This window comes from Pedobacter sp. AC212 (genome assembly GCF_979258625.1).
This window is the reverse complement of record NZ_OZ409870.1, coordinates 4581582-4600008: the sequence shown is the minus strand read 5'-3', so window position 1 is coordinate 4600008 and position 18427 is coordinate 4581582. Positions and strand designations below refer to the sequence as shown.

The following is an 18427-nucleotide window of genomic DNA, read 5'->3' as shown; positions in this document are numbered from 1 at the left end:
CACCATATTAACCCTCAGTTCTTAAGATTTTTAAAGGTGGTTGATTTAAAATGCTTCTTGTGCTTAACACCCCAGTAATTACCACAATAAAAACAACTGATCCGAAAAGGCCTAATGTTGCCCAAAAGGGAGGAATGAAAACAGCCTCGAAGCTAAATTTAGCTAAAGCCCAACTTCCGCCGATAGCCAGAATTAAACCAGCTCCCGCTGCAAAGGCTCCTAAAAAGAAATATTCAATAGCGTTTATGGCTAAAATCTGCTTTCTGCTTGCACCAAGCGTTCTTAATAAAATGCTTTCTTTTAATCTTTGATTTTTGCTTGTAAGTACCGCTGATACCAAAACAATCCAGCCAGTTACCATGCTAAAACCTGCCATAAATTGAATAACAAATCCAATTTTATCAAGGATTTCATCCAGCAATTTTAAAATTAGATCTAAATCAATCACTGATACATTCGGGAAGTTTTTAACCACTTCACCCTGAAATTTAGCCGATAGTTCACTTGTAGGTACGCGGGTCATGAGTACGTGGAACTGTGGCGCTTCTTCCAGTACCCCGGCAGGGAAAACAACCCTGAAATTGGTTTGCATCCGACTCCAATTTACCTCCCTTAAACTTCCAACAACCGTCGGAATCATCATGCCTTGTACGTTAAAGAGAATCTTATCATCTAAGCCCACGTTAATTTGATCAGCGTATCGCTGATCCAGAGAAATATAAATGGTTTCTTTAGGCTTCACTTTACCAATCCAATTGCCCTTAACAATTTTCTCAGCTGCGGTTAAACTGTCTTGATAAGTCGCCCTGATTTCGTTTCGATATGCTCTTCGATTATTAGTATCTGCACTGGCTTTTTTTCCGTTGATTTCTTCAATCCGCATCGTAACCACGGGTACTTGGTTCATCAATGGCAATTTAAAGGCTTGAGTTAAGCTATCGATTCTCTTTTTTTGTGTTTTCTGGATATCGAACATCACCATGTTAGGTTGATTACTGCCAGATGAAAGCGTAACCCGACTCATTAAAATTCCCTGAACAAAAAACAACGTACCGATAAAAGCCGTGGATAAGCCAATAGAAACGGTAAGCATTAAGGTTTGGTTATTAGGTCGGTATAAATTGGCAAACCCTTGTCGCCATAAGTAATTCGATGATTTTGGAAGTAGCGTTTTTACCAAAAACATTAATAACCTGGAAAGGATAATCAGCAAAATAAAAGCAACTCCAATGCTTACCGTAAAAGCCAGAGTTTGTACCCAGGTTTTCATTTGCAAATGGGTAAAACCGACTACGAATGCAGCCATTAAGAAATAAACCAACCAGGTTAAAAAATCGCTTTTGCTACGTGTTTTTTCGAAAGATAAACGGATAGCATTGAGCGGGGATATTTTCCTTACTGATAGGAGTGAAGGCAAAGCAAACAACACCGAAATAATTAAGCCAAGCAGTAGACCTTGACCAACCGCCGACCAAGAGATCTGCATGGTAATTTCAACCGGAAGAAAATCTTTTAATACTAATGGTAATAAAAACTGAATGCCTGTACCGAGAACAACACCAATTGTGGCGGCAATTAAGCCAATAAAAAATATTTGGATAAGATAAATGAAAAATGCGTGTCGCGATTTTAACCCCAGGCAACGCAAAGTGGCAATGGCGCTCAGTTTTTCCTGAATGTAAACATGAATGGCGCTTCCAACACCTACGCAACCAAGTAACAATGCAATAAAACCCGAAAGCGCAAGAAAGCGATTTACATCCTTGAAAGATCGGCCGGTTTGTTCTTTCCGAGATTCAACTGTATCGGCATCAAAACCTTCCTTCTCGAGTTTTACCTCATTTTTTTTTACCCATTCATCCACACCCGATGGATCATCGTAACGGAAATAAAATTTATTATTAATTCTACTGCCCGTTTTTATCAGATTGGTTTTTTCTAAATATTTTAATGGCAAATAAACGATTGGTGCTACGCTTGCCGCAATCCCATTTTGCCCAGGTGCTTTAATTAATGATCCTAGTATTTTAAATTTTAAATCACCAATTTGAACAGAATCGCCAACTTTGGTGTTGAACTGCAGCATCAGGGTTTGATCTACTAAAGCCGTTCTATCTTCTTGAAAATGTTTTGCCGCACTTGCCGGCTGGGTTTCTATCGATCCATAATAGGGATAATTGCCTTCTAAGGCTTTCATTTGAACCAACCTGCTGCCACCGCCGTTTTCAAAATAGATCATCGATGCAAAGGTCTTTTCCTGAGATTTTTCATTGCCTAAACTATCGATAACTTTCTGCATCGCCTTACTTACTCCTTTTCTACTGTCGAGCACTAAGTCGGCACCGGTTAGTTCTTTGGCCTGGGCATCAATATCGCGTTGCAAATTATCTTTAAAGGAATACACCGCAACCAAGGCAGCGATCCCTAAAACAATGGAGGAGATAAACAATAACAGCCTTGATCGGTTTTTTCGGCTGTCTCGCCAGGCCATTTTGAAAAGCCATAAAAAACTGATGCTTTGTTTGGGGATATGATTAGGCATAAGTTGAGTTTTCATCAGAAATAATTACTCCACTTTTAATTTTTATGGTTCTGCTCGTTCGGGCGGCAAGTTCTAAATCGTGGGTTACAATTACCAAAGTTGTACCGAAATCTTTATTCAGATCAAAAAGTAATTTAATTACCTTTTCGCTAGTTTCTGCATCGAGGTTCCCGGTAGGTTCATCAGCAAAAAGAATTGCAGGTTTATTAGAAAAAGCCCTGGCCAGCGATACACGTTGTTGTTCTCCACCCGATAATTGAATAGGATAGTGGTGCGAACGATCGGCCAAACCTACTTTTTCAAGTAGTTCCATGGCTTGGGCTTTAATATTTTTAGCGCCTCTCAATTCCATAGGCACCATTACATTTTCTAATGCCGTTAATGTTGGCAAAAGCTGGAAATTCTGGAAAATAAAACCTACATATTGGTTTCGAACGGCAGCTCGTTCATCTTCATTTAGCTTTTCGAGCGCAATACCATTTAGTTCAACGGTTCCGCTACTCGCCCGGTCTAGTCCGGCACATAAACCTAAAAGTGTCGTTTTCCCGCTACCGGAAGGACCAGTAATGGCAACTGTTGAACCTGCATCGATAGAGAAATTAATCTGATCTAAAACAGTAAGGTCTCTCCCTGCATTTTTATAAATTTTACTTACTTTCTGAATGTTTAAAATATTTTCCAAATTTTTGAATTAAAGTTTTGTACCTATGCTTTACCAAACATAACCCCGGCATTGCCTGTTAAGATAATGGTTTTTACTTAGAGAAAAAATTAGACATGATGTTACGAAAACGCTTTATTGGTTTATTTGTTTTGGCTACCCTATTCGCTTCCTGCGGAAATAATAACCGTACTGGAAATGAAGAGAAAACTTTAGATTCGGCTGACCAAAAGCAGGCAGCCAAGTCCATCCAAAAGAAAACCATCCTTTTTTCGGCACCAGTTTAACTGCTGGATATGGTCTTGACCCAACTGAGGCTTTTCCTGCGTTGATTCAGAATAAAATCGACTCTTTGAATTTACCTTACACCGTAATTAATGGCGGGTTGAGTGGAGAAACATCTGCAGGCGGAAAAGGTAGGATAGATTGGTTGTTGAAACAGCCCATTGATATATTTGTGTTGGAATTGGGTGCCAATGATGGTTTAAGAGGGTTGCCTGTAAAACAAACCACTAAAAATCTTCAGGATATTATTGATGCCGTTAAAGCGAAATATCCAAATGTTAAAATGGTTTTAGCGGGTATGCAAATGCCTCCAAGCATGGGTGCCAGATATGCAAATGATTTCAAAAATATTTTTCCCGATTTGGCCAAAAAAAATAATATGGCTCTCATTCCTTTTTTGTTGGACAAAGTGGGCGGCATTCCCAAATTAAATCAAGAAGATGGAATTCATCCAACTGCAGAAGGAGACAAGATTTTAGCTGAAAACGTTTGGGTGGTGTTGAAACCGCTTTTGTAGTGGAAATCAAAATATCAACATATTTAATCTGAAACAGTTCCAGTTTTAACTTCACCAAATCTTTCATATCTGGCAAATATTACTCCTTTTTTGCTGGTAACACTTTCTATCAATTTAAACGAAGCAGCATTTGCTTCATCATTAAACAGTCGTTTTCCTTTACCTAATATTACCGGATGGATCATCAAAATAAATGTATCGACTAAATTGTGCGCTAACAATAATTGAACAAGTTTACTGCTTCCCCAAACCTTTATATCGCCACCATTGGTGTTTTTAAGCCGTTTGATATCTTCCAGATTGTTAAGGAAAATCGTGTTTTCCCAATTGGATTGTTTTAAGGTTGATGACAAAACATATTTGTTTACCTCATTAATGCCTGGCCAACCATCTTCTCGCTCTGGCCAATAGCCAGCAAAAATATCAAAGGTTTTTCTGCCTAGAAGGATATCAGAAGCTTCCATATTCTTTTGCATTTCTGTGCCAGAAATCTCATCATTGAACGGCGCAACCCAGCCTCCATATTCGAAACCTCCAGCATTATCTTCATCAGGACCGCCTGGTGCCTGCATTACTCCATCTAACGACATCATAGATAAAACAATAATTTTTCTCATTATCAAGTATTTATAAAAGTCTTATTCACAAATTTTTAGCCAAAATTCTTAGAATAGAAAAACTATATCTCATTTTATAATAGGAGCCCACATCATAAAACCCTCACTAATTATAATTAATTTAAATAAATGGAAGTGACTTGCATTATTTAGAATGATTCTTGTTAACTTAGCCGAAATTCTTTTGCACTGCAAAGCGCTATCGAATTTGTTAATCAAAACTATTAAGCTTAGAAATGAAAAAAATCCTAATTGCTGTTCTTGCAATGGCATCGTTTACTGCACAGGCTCAAAAAAACACCTTTTTTGATCAGTCTTTTTGGAAAGGAAATACAGACTTAGCAACAATTAAGGCAGAAATTGCGAAAGGCAGTAATCCTTCACAATTAAACCCAATGTCGTTCGATGCAACTGTATTGGCTATCAACAATAATGCGCCAACGGAAACGATTTTATACCTTTTATCGCAACCTGGTAATGATGTGAATAAAATTACGCACGATAGCAGAACTTATCTGTTCTGGGCAGCATCTAGAGGAAATGTTCCTGTAATGGAACACCTTTTGAAAAACGGTGCTAAAGTTAATCTTCAGGATAGTCATGGGGCAACGCCATTAACGTTTGCAGCAGGCGGAGGCCAGGCTGATACCAAAGTTTACGATCTTTTAATTGCGAATGGTGCTGATGTAAAAACCAATTTGAATCATGATGGTGCAAACGCATTATTAATCGGAATCGCCAATGATAAAAACTTCGCGTTAACGGATTATTTTATAGGTAAAGGATTAAGCTTAAACAGTACCGATGCTGCTGGCAACACCGCTTTTAACTATGTGGCAAGAAGTGGTAACATCGAGTTGATGAACAAATTGATTGCAAAAGGCGTAAAATATAACGACAATGCGTTTATTATGGCTGCACAGGGTGGACGAGGAAGTTCAAACGGTATAGCCGTTTTTCAATATTTGGAAAGCCTTAAATTAAAGCCAACTGTTATCGGAAGCAATGGAGAAAATACTTTATCGTATGTAGCTCGTAAACCGAAGCAAGAAGAAGTAATCAGCTATTTCCTATCAAAAGGAGTGGATGTGAATGCAGCAGATAAAGAAGGCAACACTGCTTTTATGGCTGCCGCCGGAGGGAATAGAGATTTAGCTACCTTGGAGTTATTAGCCAAAAATGTAAAAAACGTTAATCAGGTAAATGCAAAAGGTGTATCTGCATTGGCAATGGCAGTTCGTGGTAATTCTGCAGAGGCGGTTAGTTTTCTGTTGAGCAAAGGTGCTGATATTAACGGTGCCGATAAAGATGGAAATAACCTGGCTTATTATCTTTTCCAGTCTTATGGACCTCGTGGTATGGAAGACTTTAATGCTAAACTAAAAGTATTAACTGATAAAGGGCTTAACCTTGCTGCCGTGCAGCCAAATGGCAATACTTTGTATCATTTAGCGGTTGCTAAAAACGATTTGGCTTTAGCAAAACTGGTTGCAGATTACAAAGTAGACGTAAACTTAAAAAATAAAGAAGGTTACACTGCTTTACACAAAGCAGCAATGACAGCTAAAGATACCGAGCTTTTGAAATATTTAATTTCTGTAGGTGCGAAAAAAGATGTAGCAACAGAGTTTAAAGAAACACCATACGATTTAGCCACCGAAAACGAATTTTTAACTAGAAACAAAGTATCAATCGACTTTTTGAAATAATAAAATGAATAACATATATAAACTGTGCCTCGCTTTTGCTTTAATTCTATTCTTACCTAAATTATCAACGGCACAAAAAACTACAAAATACAAGTGTATGGTTCAAATGACCAACTACACAGGTGAAGGTGCTTACATTGCGGTATCGCTAATCAATGCAAAAGGCGCTTATGAAAAAACACTTTATGTGATGGGATCAGATAAGAAATGGTATCCTGATTTAAAAGAATGGCATAAAGCTTATAAAAGTAAGCCAACAAATATCAGTGCTGTTACCGGCGCATCAGTAACGGGTGGCGATAGAAGTGTAACTACTTTTGATATTGAAACCGCTAAAATTAACAAAGGTTACAAGTTGCGTTTCGAAACTGCTGTTGAAGACAATAAATACTATGTTAAAGACGCTGAAATTCCTCTAACTACTGAAGGTTTGGCCGCTAAAACTGAAGGAACGGGTTACATTAGGTACGTGCGCCTAAGCCCTAACTAAAGCTTATTCAATGACAATTTCTTTGTGGAGATACAGCCACCTTGCTTTAGCTGTATCTTCTTTTCTTTTTATTGCACTTGCATCCGTTACAGGCATCATCCTATCATTTAAGCCTGTTACTGAAAAGACCCAGCCTTATAAATCAAAAGATTTTAATCAGCTTGATGTTGCCCAGCTCATCCCGACACTACAAAAATCATATACAGATATTGCTGACGTAACCATTGATGCCAATCAATTTGTAAAAGTAAATGGCACAGACTCGAATGAGGAGTCCGGAAATTTTTATGTCGATCCTAAAACTGGCAAATCATTTAGTAAAGTCGCCAAAGAGAATGAATTTTTTAGGTGGACCACTACTTTACATAGGTCGTTATTTCTGCATGAATTGGGAAGGCTTTTTGTTGGTATTACCGCCTTTCTGTTGTTTCTTATTGCAACATCTGGTACAGTTTTGATTATTCAGCGCCAACGCAACCTAAAGAAATTTTTTGGAAAGATTGTAAAAGATGGATTTGCGCAATATTATCACGTTGTTTTAGGGCGTTTGCTCTTAATTCCAATCATCATCATTTCGCTATCTGGTACCTACCTTTCATTACAACGATTTGGGATTATTAAGGAAGAAAAAATAACGCACAAAATTGATTTTGATGCTTTAAAAACCGATCCTGCAAAATCGATTATCGATTTTGAGGTTTTCAAAAATATTCCATTAAGCGATTTACAATCAATCGAATTTCCCTTTTCTGAAGATGTAGAGGATTATTTTACGCTTAAACTTACCGACAGGGAAATTACCGTGAATCAAGTTACGGGAGATATTATTACCCAACAACCTTACTCCAGAGCCACCATTTTTAATAACCTCAGTATTGATTTACATACGGGTAGGGGAAGTGCCATCTGGGCGATTGTTTTAGCCATTGCCTCGGCAAATATCCTGTTCTTTATTTATTCGGGTTTTGTAATTTGGTGGAAACGCAGCCGTAATGGTATCAAAAACAAATACAAGTTCGATCAGGCAGAATATATTTTACTGGTTGGCTCTGAAAACGGTAGTACCTTTCGTTTTGCCAATGCCATTCAACAACAGCTTTTAAAGAATGGGAAAAGTGCCTTCATGGCCGAACTTAATGATTACAAAATTTATCCAAAGGCCGAGCATATTTTAATTTTTGCGGCAACTTATGGTCAGGGAGATGCACCGACAAATGCTTCGAAGTTTAAATCGCTCCTAAAAAAACATAAACAATTATCAATTGTCGACTTTTCGGTAGTTGCCTTTGGTTCTCAAGCCTACCCTGATTTTTGCAAGTTTGGTTACGAAGTTAACAATGCTTTAGCGCATGAAGATTGGGCAAAACCCTTGCTCGAAATCCATACCGTAAACGATCGGTCGCCAGAGGATTTTATGCGATGGGCAAACTTATGGGCACAGACTTCTAATATCGAGCTAAGTGCTCTTGATAAATTGCTTGCCCCAAAACCTGCGAAAACGCAGGAGTTTCAAGTAGTAGATAAAACAGTTTCAAGCCATGAGGATACTTCATTCATTATCCGCTTAAAGCCTCTTAAAAAAACTAAATTTACTTCTGGTGATTTATTAGCTGTTTACCCGGCAAACGATCATCGAGAACGTTTATATTCCATTGGTAAAATGGATAAAGATGTTCAGTTAAGCGTTAAACTTCATCAAGGAGGTTTAGGCTCGGGTTTTTTGCACGATCTTAAAATCGATGAGAAATTCAGGGCTGCGGTTGTTAAGAATACACATTTTCACTTTCCTGCAAAAGCAAAAACGGTTATCATGGTTTCAAATGGAACGGGTATAGCGCCGTTTTTAGGTATGATAGATCAGCAAGGAAGAGTGCATGATATTCATCTGTACTGTGGTTTTAGAAACAAAGCGTCGTTTACACTTTACGAAAATGCGATCAATAAAGAAGCCAATTTGCTTACTTCGCTCCATGTGGCTTATTCGAGAGAAGGAAATAAACAATATGTTAAAGATCTTCTCCTAAAAGACCAATCTTTTGTTTGCCGAACATTAAGAGATAACGGAGTGATTATGCTTTGCGGTTCTTTAAGTATGCAGAAAGATGTGATCGAACTGTTGGATCAATTATGTCAGCAAGACCAGCAAAAAAGTATCAGTTACTATCAATCGCGAGGTCAGATTTTGATGGATTGTTATTAGCCTGGAGTTCGATTAATATTGCAAGAAGCATTGGTTAGTAGCGTTTCCGTGATTGAGGCACGGCTTGTCTCCACCGTTCGTGGAATGCAATTTATTTAGGTAAGAAAGATTGCTTCACCTCGCACAAGTCTGGGTTTGCAATGATGATTGTTCTTGTGAAATGCGCACAGCTATTGTAAGAGGCATTTTAATCTCAAACGCCTCGGTCTGTGTCCTCACAGGCCGAAACACTAAAAAACAAATAATGGTCTGTGGGGACACAAACCATAAGGAAAAGATTGCCGCAGTTGTGAAAAACTCCTTCGCAATGACGATAGGTTCTTGTAAAATGCGCACAGCTATTGTAAAAGGCATTTAATCTCAAACGCCTCGGTCTGTATCCTCACAGACCGAAACACTAAAAAACAAATAATGGTCTGTGGGGACACAGACCATGGCAGAAAAGTCATCAATATAGGTTACTGAAATAAATTAACCCCCAGCTAGTCTCCGAAAAAAGGCGAAAGCCTGGCGATTTCCAGATGTCTTAATTTATATTCCCTTCTTCCACTTTTTAAGCAATTTCTCACTGATATTTTCGGAATGATAAACCTTTCCATCATCACCGAACATTATACAACTGTAATTCGGATATGCTTTAATCAGTTCGAGTGCTTTATCTTTACCCAAAACCATCATCGAGGTACTAAAACCATTGGCAAGCTCAGCATCGGGTCCAAATACGGTTACGCTCGTTAAACCTGTGGCTGGGTAGCCTGTAACGGGATCGATGATATGAGAATAGCGTTTTCCATTGAACACCACAAATTTTTCATAGCTTCCTGAGGTGACCACGGCAGCACTTTTTAGTGGCACTACCGCGAAAAGACTGTCTTTATTAAATGGATTGGTAATTCCTATTACCCAATGTTTTGCTTTCGGTGGTTTCCCCCAGGTACTCATGTCGCCAGATCCATTTACAATGCCTGCCTTTATCCCTTTCGCAAGCATCATATTTCTACATCGATCTGCAGCATAACCTTCACCCAATGCTCCAAAACCAATTTTCATCCCTTTTAATTTTAAAAAGATTGTCGAATTTAAACTATCAAGAATGATGTTTTCATAACCTACTTTTTCGACGGATTTTTTTACTGTTTCATCATCGGGCATAGCTATCATCGATCCATCGAATTTCCAAATCCTGTCCATCGCTGCAAAACTAATATCAAATGCACCGTTTGTTATTATTGAAAGGTTAAGCGCCCTTTTGGTAAGATCAAAAACTTCCTTGTCAACTTTTACAGGTTTAATTCCCGCATTTCTATTTACTTCCGAAATTTGTGTTTCTGGTTTCCAGTCTGAAATTAAGAATTCAATGCGGCTGATTTCTGTGATCACACTATCAATATTTTGCGTGGCGGTTAGGGCATCTTTAGCTACAATAGTAATTTCGAACTTACTACCCATCAACAAGGTGGTGCGTTTCTTTAATACTTGTGCTGATGCTGTAAACTGGAAGAGCACTAAGAAAATGATAAAGCTTCTTTTCAATGATATGATATTTAAGTAGAGAGATGCTGGAATTTGGAGAGCTATAATATTCGCTATTAACTATTACTTTGCTATGAATTGATAAAAAGGAACAAACTCACGATGCCAAAACCATTCAGTGTGCTTTCCATCCTCTTTTTCTAAAAAAACAATGTTTTTATTCTTTTCTTCAGAGTTCAAGATATCATACATCTTTTTCGTGTTCTCAACCATTGTAGATCCTTCTTTATCGCCGGCAACAAAAAATATTTTGCTGCGTTTCAAGCCATTTAAATTAGTAATCACTTCTGTATAAATTTGTGGGGCTAACCAAAACGCCGGACTAAAAACTCCAGCCGAACCAAATACTTTTGGATACTGAGCAATGGCGTACATGGAAATTAAGCCACCCATTGAGCTGCCTGCTATCGAGGTGTTTGCAAAATCTTTCAATGTTCGGTAGTTCGAGTCGATGTAAGGCTTTAATGTTTCCACCAAAAAGGAAACATATTCTTTTCCTTCACCTTTGCCGTATTGACTATCGTAAGGATTATATTCTTTTAGCCTATCATTTCCACCATGATCTATTCCTACAACGATCATTTCTTTTGATCCTTCACGAATTAGGCTGTCCATTATCGAATCAACTGCCCATTCATCGGCTCTCGGCGGATTGGCATGAAATAAATTTTGACCGTCTTGCATATAAATAACAGGATAACGCTTCTTAGACTTTGCATAACCTTTCGGCAAATAGATCCAAATCTGACGATGCTTATTCAACTGTGGCATGTAAAAAGCAGAATCGACAAGATGAACATGGTCGCCGAAATGGTATTTTTCTTTAACCTGCTTAAAATTATCCGACCAATTTGCAACCTCTATATCCATTACAGTATCAACATTCAAATTTAAAATTCTGTTTGCGGCTGATGCGCCGTTTTTCTGGCACTCAGTTTTATCCCAGCTTCCTCGGGTAATTTTAAACTCATGGTTTCCTTTTGGCAAATTTAAATCGATTACATAAGCAAGGCTATCTTTTTGCTTTAAAATGAAAGCTTCACTTTTTGGGTTCCAGTCGTTAAAATTGCCAGCAATGAAGAGCGTATCTTGTGTTTTCTGAGGAACACTAACTTTTAGCAATACCTTAACCTGTGCAATTGAAATGACCGGTAAAAGCAAAATAATGATGAATAGCCTTCCAGTCATAATAAGTTTGGTAGTGTAATAAATTGATTCTAAAATTTAAAGGTTGGCGAAAACAAAGTTTAACCTGGCCAATTCAGTCTTAACTTGATTCATCCCTATTAAACCACCCGACATGCCGCTAGTTTGCTGAAAAATATTAACCACTAGTTCATTTTTTTCTGCAGGTGTCATGCTCACGCTGAATTTAAAATATTTTACAAACGCTCCCAGCAAAATGCGTTGTATTCTGCTGCCTTTCTCTAAAATTAAATTACCAAAACCTTGGTCTTGTACTTTATATCCTTGTTGTTCTAAATGGTAAACAATTGTTTTAGTCATTTCCTCAACAGATACATTTCCATACAAATTTGAGATCAACCCATCCACAGTTTGAAGGTTTTTGATAAAATAGGGCATATTATTTTAGTTGGTTTAAAACATTGAATAGTTTCTTGTTAATTCCGCTTCCACTATAATTGTTGATGTTAATCACAATTACATATTTATTACCTGCAGGGTCGGTATGATAGCCTGCAAAAGCGGAAACATCATTTATCGTTCCACTTTTTATTTTCATGCCATTGTATTCTGGTAAACCTTTATAAAAATCGGTAAACCAGCTTTCTTTTTGAATTTGGAATAGAATGTTGGCCATTGCTGAGGTAGTTACTCTATCGCCTGGAGAAAGTCCGCTACCATCGATGATGTTCAAAGCTGTTTTATCGATCCCTTTTGCTGCCCAATAATTAATTTCTGTTTCTGCACCTTTTGCGGTTGTCGCTGGCTTTCTTGATTTTAAGGCAATTGTTTTTAGCAAAGTTTCACCGTATAAATTGATGCTTTTGTTTAAAAACCAATAACTGATTTCGCTCAACGTTGGTGAACTAATAGTGCTTATTTTTTGGCTTACAGAAGGAATAGGCTGATTATTCAAAGCGAGGAGCCTTGCTGTTGTAGCTTCCAAACTTGTTGGGATTCCTAATTTCTTCAAGGTGTCCTGTAACCGATAAGCACAATCGAAGGCAGGATCAGGGGTGGCAACAGAGATACCGGTTTTGCCAATTCCCATTCCCCAACTGCCACGTAAATAAGCCACATTGCTGTATGGCGGCAGAAAGGCATAACTTCGATCACCAGTTCCAGAAGCACCGGTTTTCAACTCATTTACCAACTTGATATAGGGCGTTTCAGGTACAGTTTTTATGACTTTAGCTTCATCAGCTGTGGTAGCGCCTGGACGTAAATGAATGTCGAACTGATTTTCTCTCCAGGCTAAACCTGAAGTGCCTGCGCCGTAATAGTTTCCTATATCTTGCCAAACCCAACCTTCTGGCGTAGTTTGTGTTCCAAAAATGCTATCGTTACCAATAATCGAACCTTCAATTTTTTTAATTCCTGCAGCTTTTATAGCCGCAACCCATTGAGTTAAAACTGCATTTTCTTTATTCTGATAACGCCAGGAGCCAAGCGTGGGATCACCACTTCCTATAATCACAAGATTTCCTTTTAAAGTGCCATCACTTGTGATGTTTCCAGTATAGGCTAAGGTAGTTTGAAATTGGAAGTCTTTGCCTAAAATACTAAAAGCGGTGGCTGCAGTAATCGTTTTCAAAGTTGATGCAGTAGCCAAACCAATTTGCTCATTCTTTGCAAACAGTGTTTTGCCGCTATTAGCATCTAACACACAAAGTGATAAAAGGGCATGTTTCGCCTGCTCATCTGCCAATAAATTATTAAACGCTTTTTCGAGGTTTTGGATTTTGTTTTGGGCATTAACAAAATGGCCAATGAGCACAAATACGAAAAGAAGGGATATTTTAAAACGCATAAACTAGCTATTGAAGAGGAACAAATATAAAGTTATTTGAAAGCCTAAGCCAATAATTATAGTACCAAACTATTTTATTTGAAAAGCAAAACCTGTAGTACTTGGGTTTGCTTCGGACCCGTTGTGCACTGTAGTCCTCATAAAAAATTCGGAGCTGCCGTTTCCACCGGGTTTATTTTACGCAGTTTAAAATTACTATCCGGGCCACCTCAACCTGATCAAAGCGAGATGCCGATTTTTTATCGGCAGAAGCGGGAGCAGGACAGGTGTAAGTTAAAAGCTACCGAAACTGCTTGCCAAAATAAAGGTTAATTTGTTATGCTATCCATTAAAAAGCTTATTGCGCTTAATTTCTTTTCCCTGGCGCAATTTAACCGCATGATAAATTGTAGGGACATCATTTGTCCACTTTTTTAAGGTGAATACTATTGCAGCGATTTCCAGCCGTGTAGCTACTCCAAGCCATAAAAAAAGCTCAAATAACACGACAGATTGGCAATGAACGATGATTTCGATAAGCGTTGCGAATAGCGTTAAAGTCCAGATTTTGGCGCCGATGGAATGGGTAGCAACTTCTTTTTTAAACTTCAAATAGCTAACTAGATAAATCATTACCTCTGCACCAATTAAAATGGCCAGCTTAACGAAGTTGGTTTTAAAAAAATCTGGACATTGGATATAAGTCGCCACAGCAACAGAAATAAAGAAAACCTGGTCGATCCCCGAATCCAATCGCCTCAATTTTTCTGAAGAAATATTCAGTTTTCTGGCAATGATTCCGTCAAAAACATCAGTTAGCAAGCCTATGGTTAAAAGAGAAATGGCGAAAAAAGAGTAATGATTTACCTGAAAAACGCTCAGCAAAATAATGATAAAACCAATAACTAATCTGGAATATATTAATGCTATCGGAATGTTTTTCATGAGTGGAAAGCACATAAAAAAGCCTCCGATTTGGTCGGAGGCTTTGAGCTATAGTTAAACTAATTCTTTCTGAATTAGATATTCTGCAATCTGAACCGCATTGGTCGCAGCACCTTTGCGCAAATTATCTGCAACAATCCAAAGGTTTAAAGCTTTCGGCGCTGATTCATCTCTACGGATACGACCAACAAAAACCTCATCTTTCTCATGTGCATCTTTTGGCATTGGGTATTTTAAGTTTGCTACATCATCAACAACGATAATACCAGGCGATTTTTCTAAAATACTGCGCACCTCAGCTAAATCGAAATCGTTTTCAAATTCGATGTTAACCGACTCTGAGTGACCGCCCATTACAGGAATACGAACAGTTGTCGCCGTAACTTTAATGTTGTTATCGCTCATGATTTTATTGGTTTCCTTCACCATTTTCATTTCTTCTTTGGTATAACCATTTTCCATGAAAACGTCGATATGAGGAAGCACATTTAGATCGATTTCGTAAGGATAAGCTTTCGGGCCATCAATGCCTTTGCGCTCATTCATCAATTGTTCAACAGCTTTAACGCCCGTTCCTGTAACCGATTGATAAGTAGAAACCACAACACGTTTGATTTTGTATTTATCGTGTAACGGTTTTAAAACCACTACCATTTGAATGGTAGAACAGTTTGGATTAGCAATGATTTTATTGTCGATAGAAAGCTCGTGCGCATTAACCTCCGGAACGATTAATTTAACCGCAGGGTCCATTCGCCATGCCGAAGAGTTATCGATAACAGTTGTTCCAGCTTCTTTGAAACGAGGTGCATGTTCTAATGAAGTATTGCCTCCGGCAGAGAATAGGGCGATATCTGGTCTCATGCCAATTGCAGTGTCCATGCTAACGATTGGGAACTTCTTACCCTTAAAAGTAATTTCCTTACCAACACTCTTTTCTGATGCCACGGGAATTAACTCTGTTAAAGGGAAATTTCTCTCCTCCAATACTTTTAACATCACGGTACCAACCAATCCGGTTGCACCTACAACTGCTACTTTCATTTTAGATTTTAATTATTATATTTATTAAACATTTGATATAAGCCCAAATATGGTAAAAATTACGCTTATATCCCTATTGTTATTCTTTAAATTTACGGTTGATATTCTAAGTCCTATATTTTCTACGGAATTTATAGGCAATGACACGTTTTCCATCCCAACGTTCGCCAAGAAATCCCCTATTAATATTAAACAGAGAAATCCATCTAATATTATCAGCAAAGGTGATATTCTTATTTCTGAAATTTTATTTAATCCGCAATCTGGAGGAGTTGATTTTGTAGAGATATACAATAATTCAAATCACGAAATCGATTTAAAGGAGTTACAGCTTGCAAACGCAAATGCTGCTGGCGAACCTGCAAGCATTAAAAATGTTTCTTCAGCAAAGCTGATGATAGCGCCAGGAAGTTATTGGGTAATTACCACCAATCAAGCGAATATCAAGCTAAATTACCAAACAAAGTTTCCGAATCAATTTGTGCAGATTAGTAGTTTGCCCACATTTAACAATGATAAAGGGGTGGTCATTTTATTGAGCAATAATCAGGTGCTAGATCGGTTAGACTACAATGCGAAAATCCATCATCCTTTAATCCAGGATGAAGACGGGATTTCTTTGGAGCGTGTTTCATTTAATGCCGGCGCAAACGAAGCGGGTAATTTTAAATCAGCAGCGGCTACTTCGGGTTTCGCCACACCAACTTATAGAAATTCTCAAGAATTGACTGGCGATGAAAATTTCGCTCGCTTGATATCTAAAACTTTTTCACCTGATGGGGATAATTTTGAGGATTTGATGATACTCGAATATCAACTTGCTGCAAACGCAAGCTTAGCCACGGTTAACATTTACAATGATAAAGGCAAATTGGTGAGGCAATTACTAAAAAACCAAACCATTGGTACAAATGGTAATTTAACCTGGGATGGAGTAGGAGAGAACGGGGAGAAAGCCGCTGTTGGAATCTACGTTGTTTTGTTTGATTTTTTCGATTTAAATGGAAATACAAAACGGATCAAAAATACGTGTGTATTGGCCGGGAAGCTGAATTAGAGAATACCTGTAAAAGATATTGAGATCATAATTCCGTAATTAAAATGAGTTAGCCTTATATCTGCTAAATCATTTTAATCTGCGGGAACTTTATATCAAATTTGCCTTAATATAATCGCAGCTCGTTTTAATAGAGCCTATCGGATTAGGATTGTAATTATTTTCATGTTCTACAAAAAAGTGCTTCATGCCGGATAACTTTTTTTCGGCAAAAATAGCTTCGAAGTCAATTGAACCTTTACCTACTTCTGTATTCTGTTCAGGCTTGGCTTTATCCATATCTTTAACATGCCACATGGGGAAACGACCCGGATACTTTTTAAATAAAGCCAACGGATCGTTTCCTGAGCGAGCAACCCAATATAAATCGAGTTCGAAATTGACAAGATTTTTATCGGTTTCAGTTAAAAATACATCGTAACCTGTGATATCGCCTAATTTTTTAAACTCGAAATCATGGTTGTGATAAGCGAATTTCAAGCCGGCATTTTTTGCCAGTTCTGCAACTTTATTAAAATCAGAAGCAGTCTTTTTAAAACCATCAATACCTTTCTTAGTATCCACATGGGCACCCGCAATGGTGAAATATTTTCCGCCAATAATTGCGGCTGCTTCGATGTCGGCTTTCAATTTGGCGGTATTGCCGTTTTTAGAAAATGCATCCATTAAATAATGTCCGCTGGGTGCTTTTAAGCCGTTTGCCTTAAGCAAAGCTTTAAATTCTTTTGGGGTTAAACCCCAGAATTTTCCGTCGGCAAAACCATAAGTTTCTACTTCCTTATATCCCGCTTCGGCAACTTTCTCCATTACGCCTTGTACATTTTTTGGTAGTTCATCACGCAGCGTGTAGAGCTGAAGCCCCACTGTTTTATTCACTTTATCAAAAGCGAAAGAGGGGATAACCAAAGAAGCACCTGCCATTAGGCCGGCTTGTTTTAAGAAAGTTCGTCTAGCGTTCATAGAAATTAAAGTTATAAAATATTCTTTTTCAAATATGCACAACTAGCCGCAACAGATTCCATTGGATTTGGCTTATAATTGGTTTCATGTTCAACAAAAAAGTGTTTCATGCCTGAAAGTTTTGCATCTGCAAAAATAGGTTTCCAGTTAATGCTGCCCGAACCAACTTCGGTGTTTAATGCCGGATTGGTTTTATCCATGTCTTTTACATGCCACATGGTAAAACGACCTGGATTATCAGTAAACAACTTAATCGGGTCGTTTCCAGAGCGAACTACCCAATATAAATCCAATTCGAAATCAACTAAATTCTTGTCTGTTTCGTTTAATAAGATTTGATAACCAGTAGTTTCTCCAAGTTTTTGGAATTCGAAATCGTGGTTATGATAAGCCAACCTTAGGCCAGCATCTTTACACATTTTACCTGCCACATTAATTTTTGCGGCGATTTTTTTATAATCCTCAGCAGTTTTTCTGATGCTTTGATCCAACCATGGAATGGTTACATACTCGCTACCCAATACCTTTGCAGCAACAATTGCCTCCTCTAGTTCGGCAGTATTGCCATCAGTTAAGTAACTTCCCAAGCCATAGTGTCCACTTGGTGCTTTTAAGCCATTGGCATCTAAAAGTTTCTTAAACTCAATTGGGTTCATGCCCCAAAATTGATCTTTGATAGAAAAACCGTAAAGCTCAACTTCCGTGAAACCAGCTTTAGCTACTTTTTCGATAGTGCCTTTTACATCTTTTGGCAATTCAGCCCTTAATGAATATAATTGCAATCCTACTGCTTTCTTTTGCGCTACGCATCCAATTGATGGAGCTAAAATAACTGTTGCAATTGCTAAACAGCTGTTGATGATAAAACTTTTTCTTGATAACATATTAATTAA

At 38.0% G+C, this 18427-nt stretch carries 17 protein-coding genes; 6 read left to right on the top strand and 11 right to left on the bottom strand.

Annotated features, from left to right (window positions below; translation table 11 throughout):
• Positions 1 to 7: 7 nt before the first annotated feature.
• Together ACZZZC_RS19735 and ACZZZC_RS19730 are read right to left on the bottom strand one after the other, a co-directional pair.
• Complete coding sequence (locus ACZZZC_RS19735) at positions 8 to 2557, bottom strand: ABC transporter permease (RefSeq protein ID WP_463487980.1); 2550 nt, start codon at positions 2555 to 2557, stop codon at positions 8 to 10.
• Positions 2535 to 3224 (bottom strand): ABC transporter ATP-binding protein, encoded by a 690-nt coding sequence (locus ACZZZC_RS19730; RefSeq protein WP_463487979.1) that lies wholly within the window; start codon positions 3222 to 3224, stop codon positions 2535 to 2537. The genes ACZZZC_RS19735 and ACZZZC_RS19730 overlap by 23 nt, the downstream gene beginning before the upstream one ends.
• Positions 3225 to 3319: 95 nt before the next feature.
• On the opposite strand from ACZZZC_RS19730, the gene ACZZZC_RS19725 reads away from it, so the two are divergent.
• Both ACZZZC_RS19725 and ACZZZC_RS19720 read left to right on the top strand, forming a co-directional pair.
• Positions 3320 to 3490, top strand: coding sequence for a hypothetical protein (locus ACZZZC_RS19725; protein ID WP_463487978.1), 171 nt, complete (start codon positions 3320 to 3322; stop codon positions 3488 to 3490).
• Positions 3491 to 3531: 41 nt separating this feature from the next.
• Positions 3532 to 4005, top strand: coding sequence for an arylesterase (locus ACZZZC_RS19720; RefSeq protein ID WP_463487977.1), 474 nt, complete (start codon positions 3532 to 3534; stop codon positions 4003 to 4005).
• A gap of 23 nt (positions 4006 to 4028) precedes the next feature.
• On the opposite strand, the gene ACZZZC_RS19715 is transcribed toward ACZZZC_RS19720, so the two are convergent.
• Complete coding sequence (locus tag ACZZZC_RS19715) at positions 4029 to 4622, bottom strand: dihydrofolate reductase family protein (RefSeq protein ID WP_463487976.1); 594 nt, start codon at positions 4620 to 4622, stop codon at positions 4029 to 4031.
• Between the two features lie 236 nt (positions 4623 to 4858).
• On the opposite strand from ACZZZC_RS19715, the gene ACZZZC_RS19710 reads away from it, so the two are divergent.
• From ACZZZC_RS19710 to ACZZZC_RS19700, 3 genes are read left to right on the top strand one after another with little or no spacing between them, the layout of a single operon-like run.
• Positions 4859 to 6331 (top strand): ankyrin repeat domain-containing protein, encoded by a 1473-nt coding sequence (locus ACZZZC_RS19710; RefSeq protein WP_463487975.1) that lies wholly within the window; start codon positions 4859 to 4861, stop codon positions 6329 to 6331.
• A gap of 4 nt (positions 6332 to 6335) precedes the next feature.
• A complete protein-coding gene (locus tag ACZZZC_RS19705) occupies positions 6336 to 6821 on the top strand; it encodes a DUF2271 domain-containing protein (RefSeq protein WP_463487974.1) in 486 nt (161 codons plus the stop codon).
• A gap of 10 nt (positions 6822 to 6831) precedes the next feature.
• Positions 6832 to 9021 (top strand): PepSY domain-containing protein, encoded by a 2190-nt coding sequence (locus tag ACZZZC_RS19700; RefSeq protein ID WP_463487973.1) that lies wholly within the window; start codon positions 6832 to 6834, stop codon positions 9019 to 9021.
• Positions 9022 to 9552: 531 nt separating this feature from the next.
• Here ACZZZC_RS19700 and ACZZZC_RS19695 read toward each other — a convergent pair.
• From ACZZZC_RS19695 to ACZZZC_RS19670, 6 genes are all read right to left on the bottom strand, one after another.
• On the bottom strand, positions 9553 to 10554 hold the full coding sequence (locus ACZZZC_RS19695; protein WP_463487972.1) for an FAD:protein FMN transferase: 1002 nt from the start codon (positions 10552 to 10554) through the stop codon (positions 9553 to 9555).
• 63 nt (positions 10555 to 10617) lie between these two features.
• On the bottom strand, positions 10618 to 11742 hold the full coding sequence (locus ACZZZC_RS19690) for an alpha/beta hydrolase-fold protein (protein WP_463487971.1): 1125 nt from the start codon (positions 11740 to 11742) through the stop codon (positions 10618 to 10620).
• A gap of 36 nt (positions 11743 to 11778) precedes the next feature.
• Positions 11779 to 12138, bottom strand: a complete 360-nt coding sequence (locus tag ACZZZC_RS19685) for a hypothetical protein (RefSeq protein WP_463487970.1) — start codon at positions 12136 to 12138, stop codon at positions 11779 to 11781.
• 1 nt (position 12139) lies between these two features.
• Positions 12140 to 13549 carry a D-alanyl-D-alanine carboxypeptidase/D-alanyl-D-alanine endopeptidase gene (dacB, locus tag ACZZZC_RS19680; RefSeq protein WP_463487969.1) on the bottom strand — a complete coding sequence of 470 codons (1410 nt, stop codon included), beginning with the start codon at positions 13547 to 13549 and terminating at the stop codon, positions 12140 to 12142.
• Positions 13550 to 13870: 321 nt separating this feature from the next.
• Positions 13871 to 14473, bottom strand: a complete 603-nt coding sequence (locus ACZZZC_RS19675) for a CDP-alcohol phosphatidyltransferase family protein (protein WP_463487968.1) — start codon at positions 14471 to 14473, stop codon at positions 13871 to 13873.
• 54 nt (positions 14474 to 14527) lie between these two features.
• Complete coding sequence (locus tag ACZZZC_RS19670) at positions 14528 to 15517, bottom strand: aspartate-semialdehyde dehydrogenase (RefSeq protein WP_056851652.1); 990 nt, start codon at positions 15515 to 15517, stop codon at positions 14528 to 14530.
• Between the two features lie 49 nt (positions 15518 to 15566).
• Here ACZZZC_RS19670 and ACZZZC_RS19665 point away from each other — a divergent pair, with 49 nt between their 5' ends.
• Positions 15567 to 16574 (top strand): lamin tail domain-containing protein, encoded by a 1008-nt coding sequence (locus tag ACZZZC_RS19665; RefSeq protein WP_463487967.1) that lies wholly within the window; start codon positions 15567 to 15569, stop codon positions 16572 to 16574.
• Between the two features lie 90 nt (positions 16575 to 16664).
• Here ACZZZC_RS19665 and ACZZZC_RS19660 read toward each other — a convergent pair whose 3' ends face one another.
• A complete protein-coding gene (locus ACZZZC_RS19660) occupies positions 16665 to 17534 on the bottom strand; it encodes a sugar phosphate isomerase/epimerase family protein (RefSeq protein ID WP_463487966.1) in 870 nt (289 codons plus the stop codon).
• 11 nt (positions 17535 to 17545) lie between these two features.
• A complete protein-coding gene (locus ACZZZC_RS19655; RefSeq protein ID WP_463483690.1) occupies positions 17546 to 18418 on the bottom strand; it encodes a sugar phosphate isomerase/epimerase family protein in 873 nt (290 codons plus the stop codon).
• Positions 18419 to 18427: the final 9 nt, after the last annotated feature.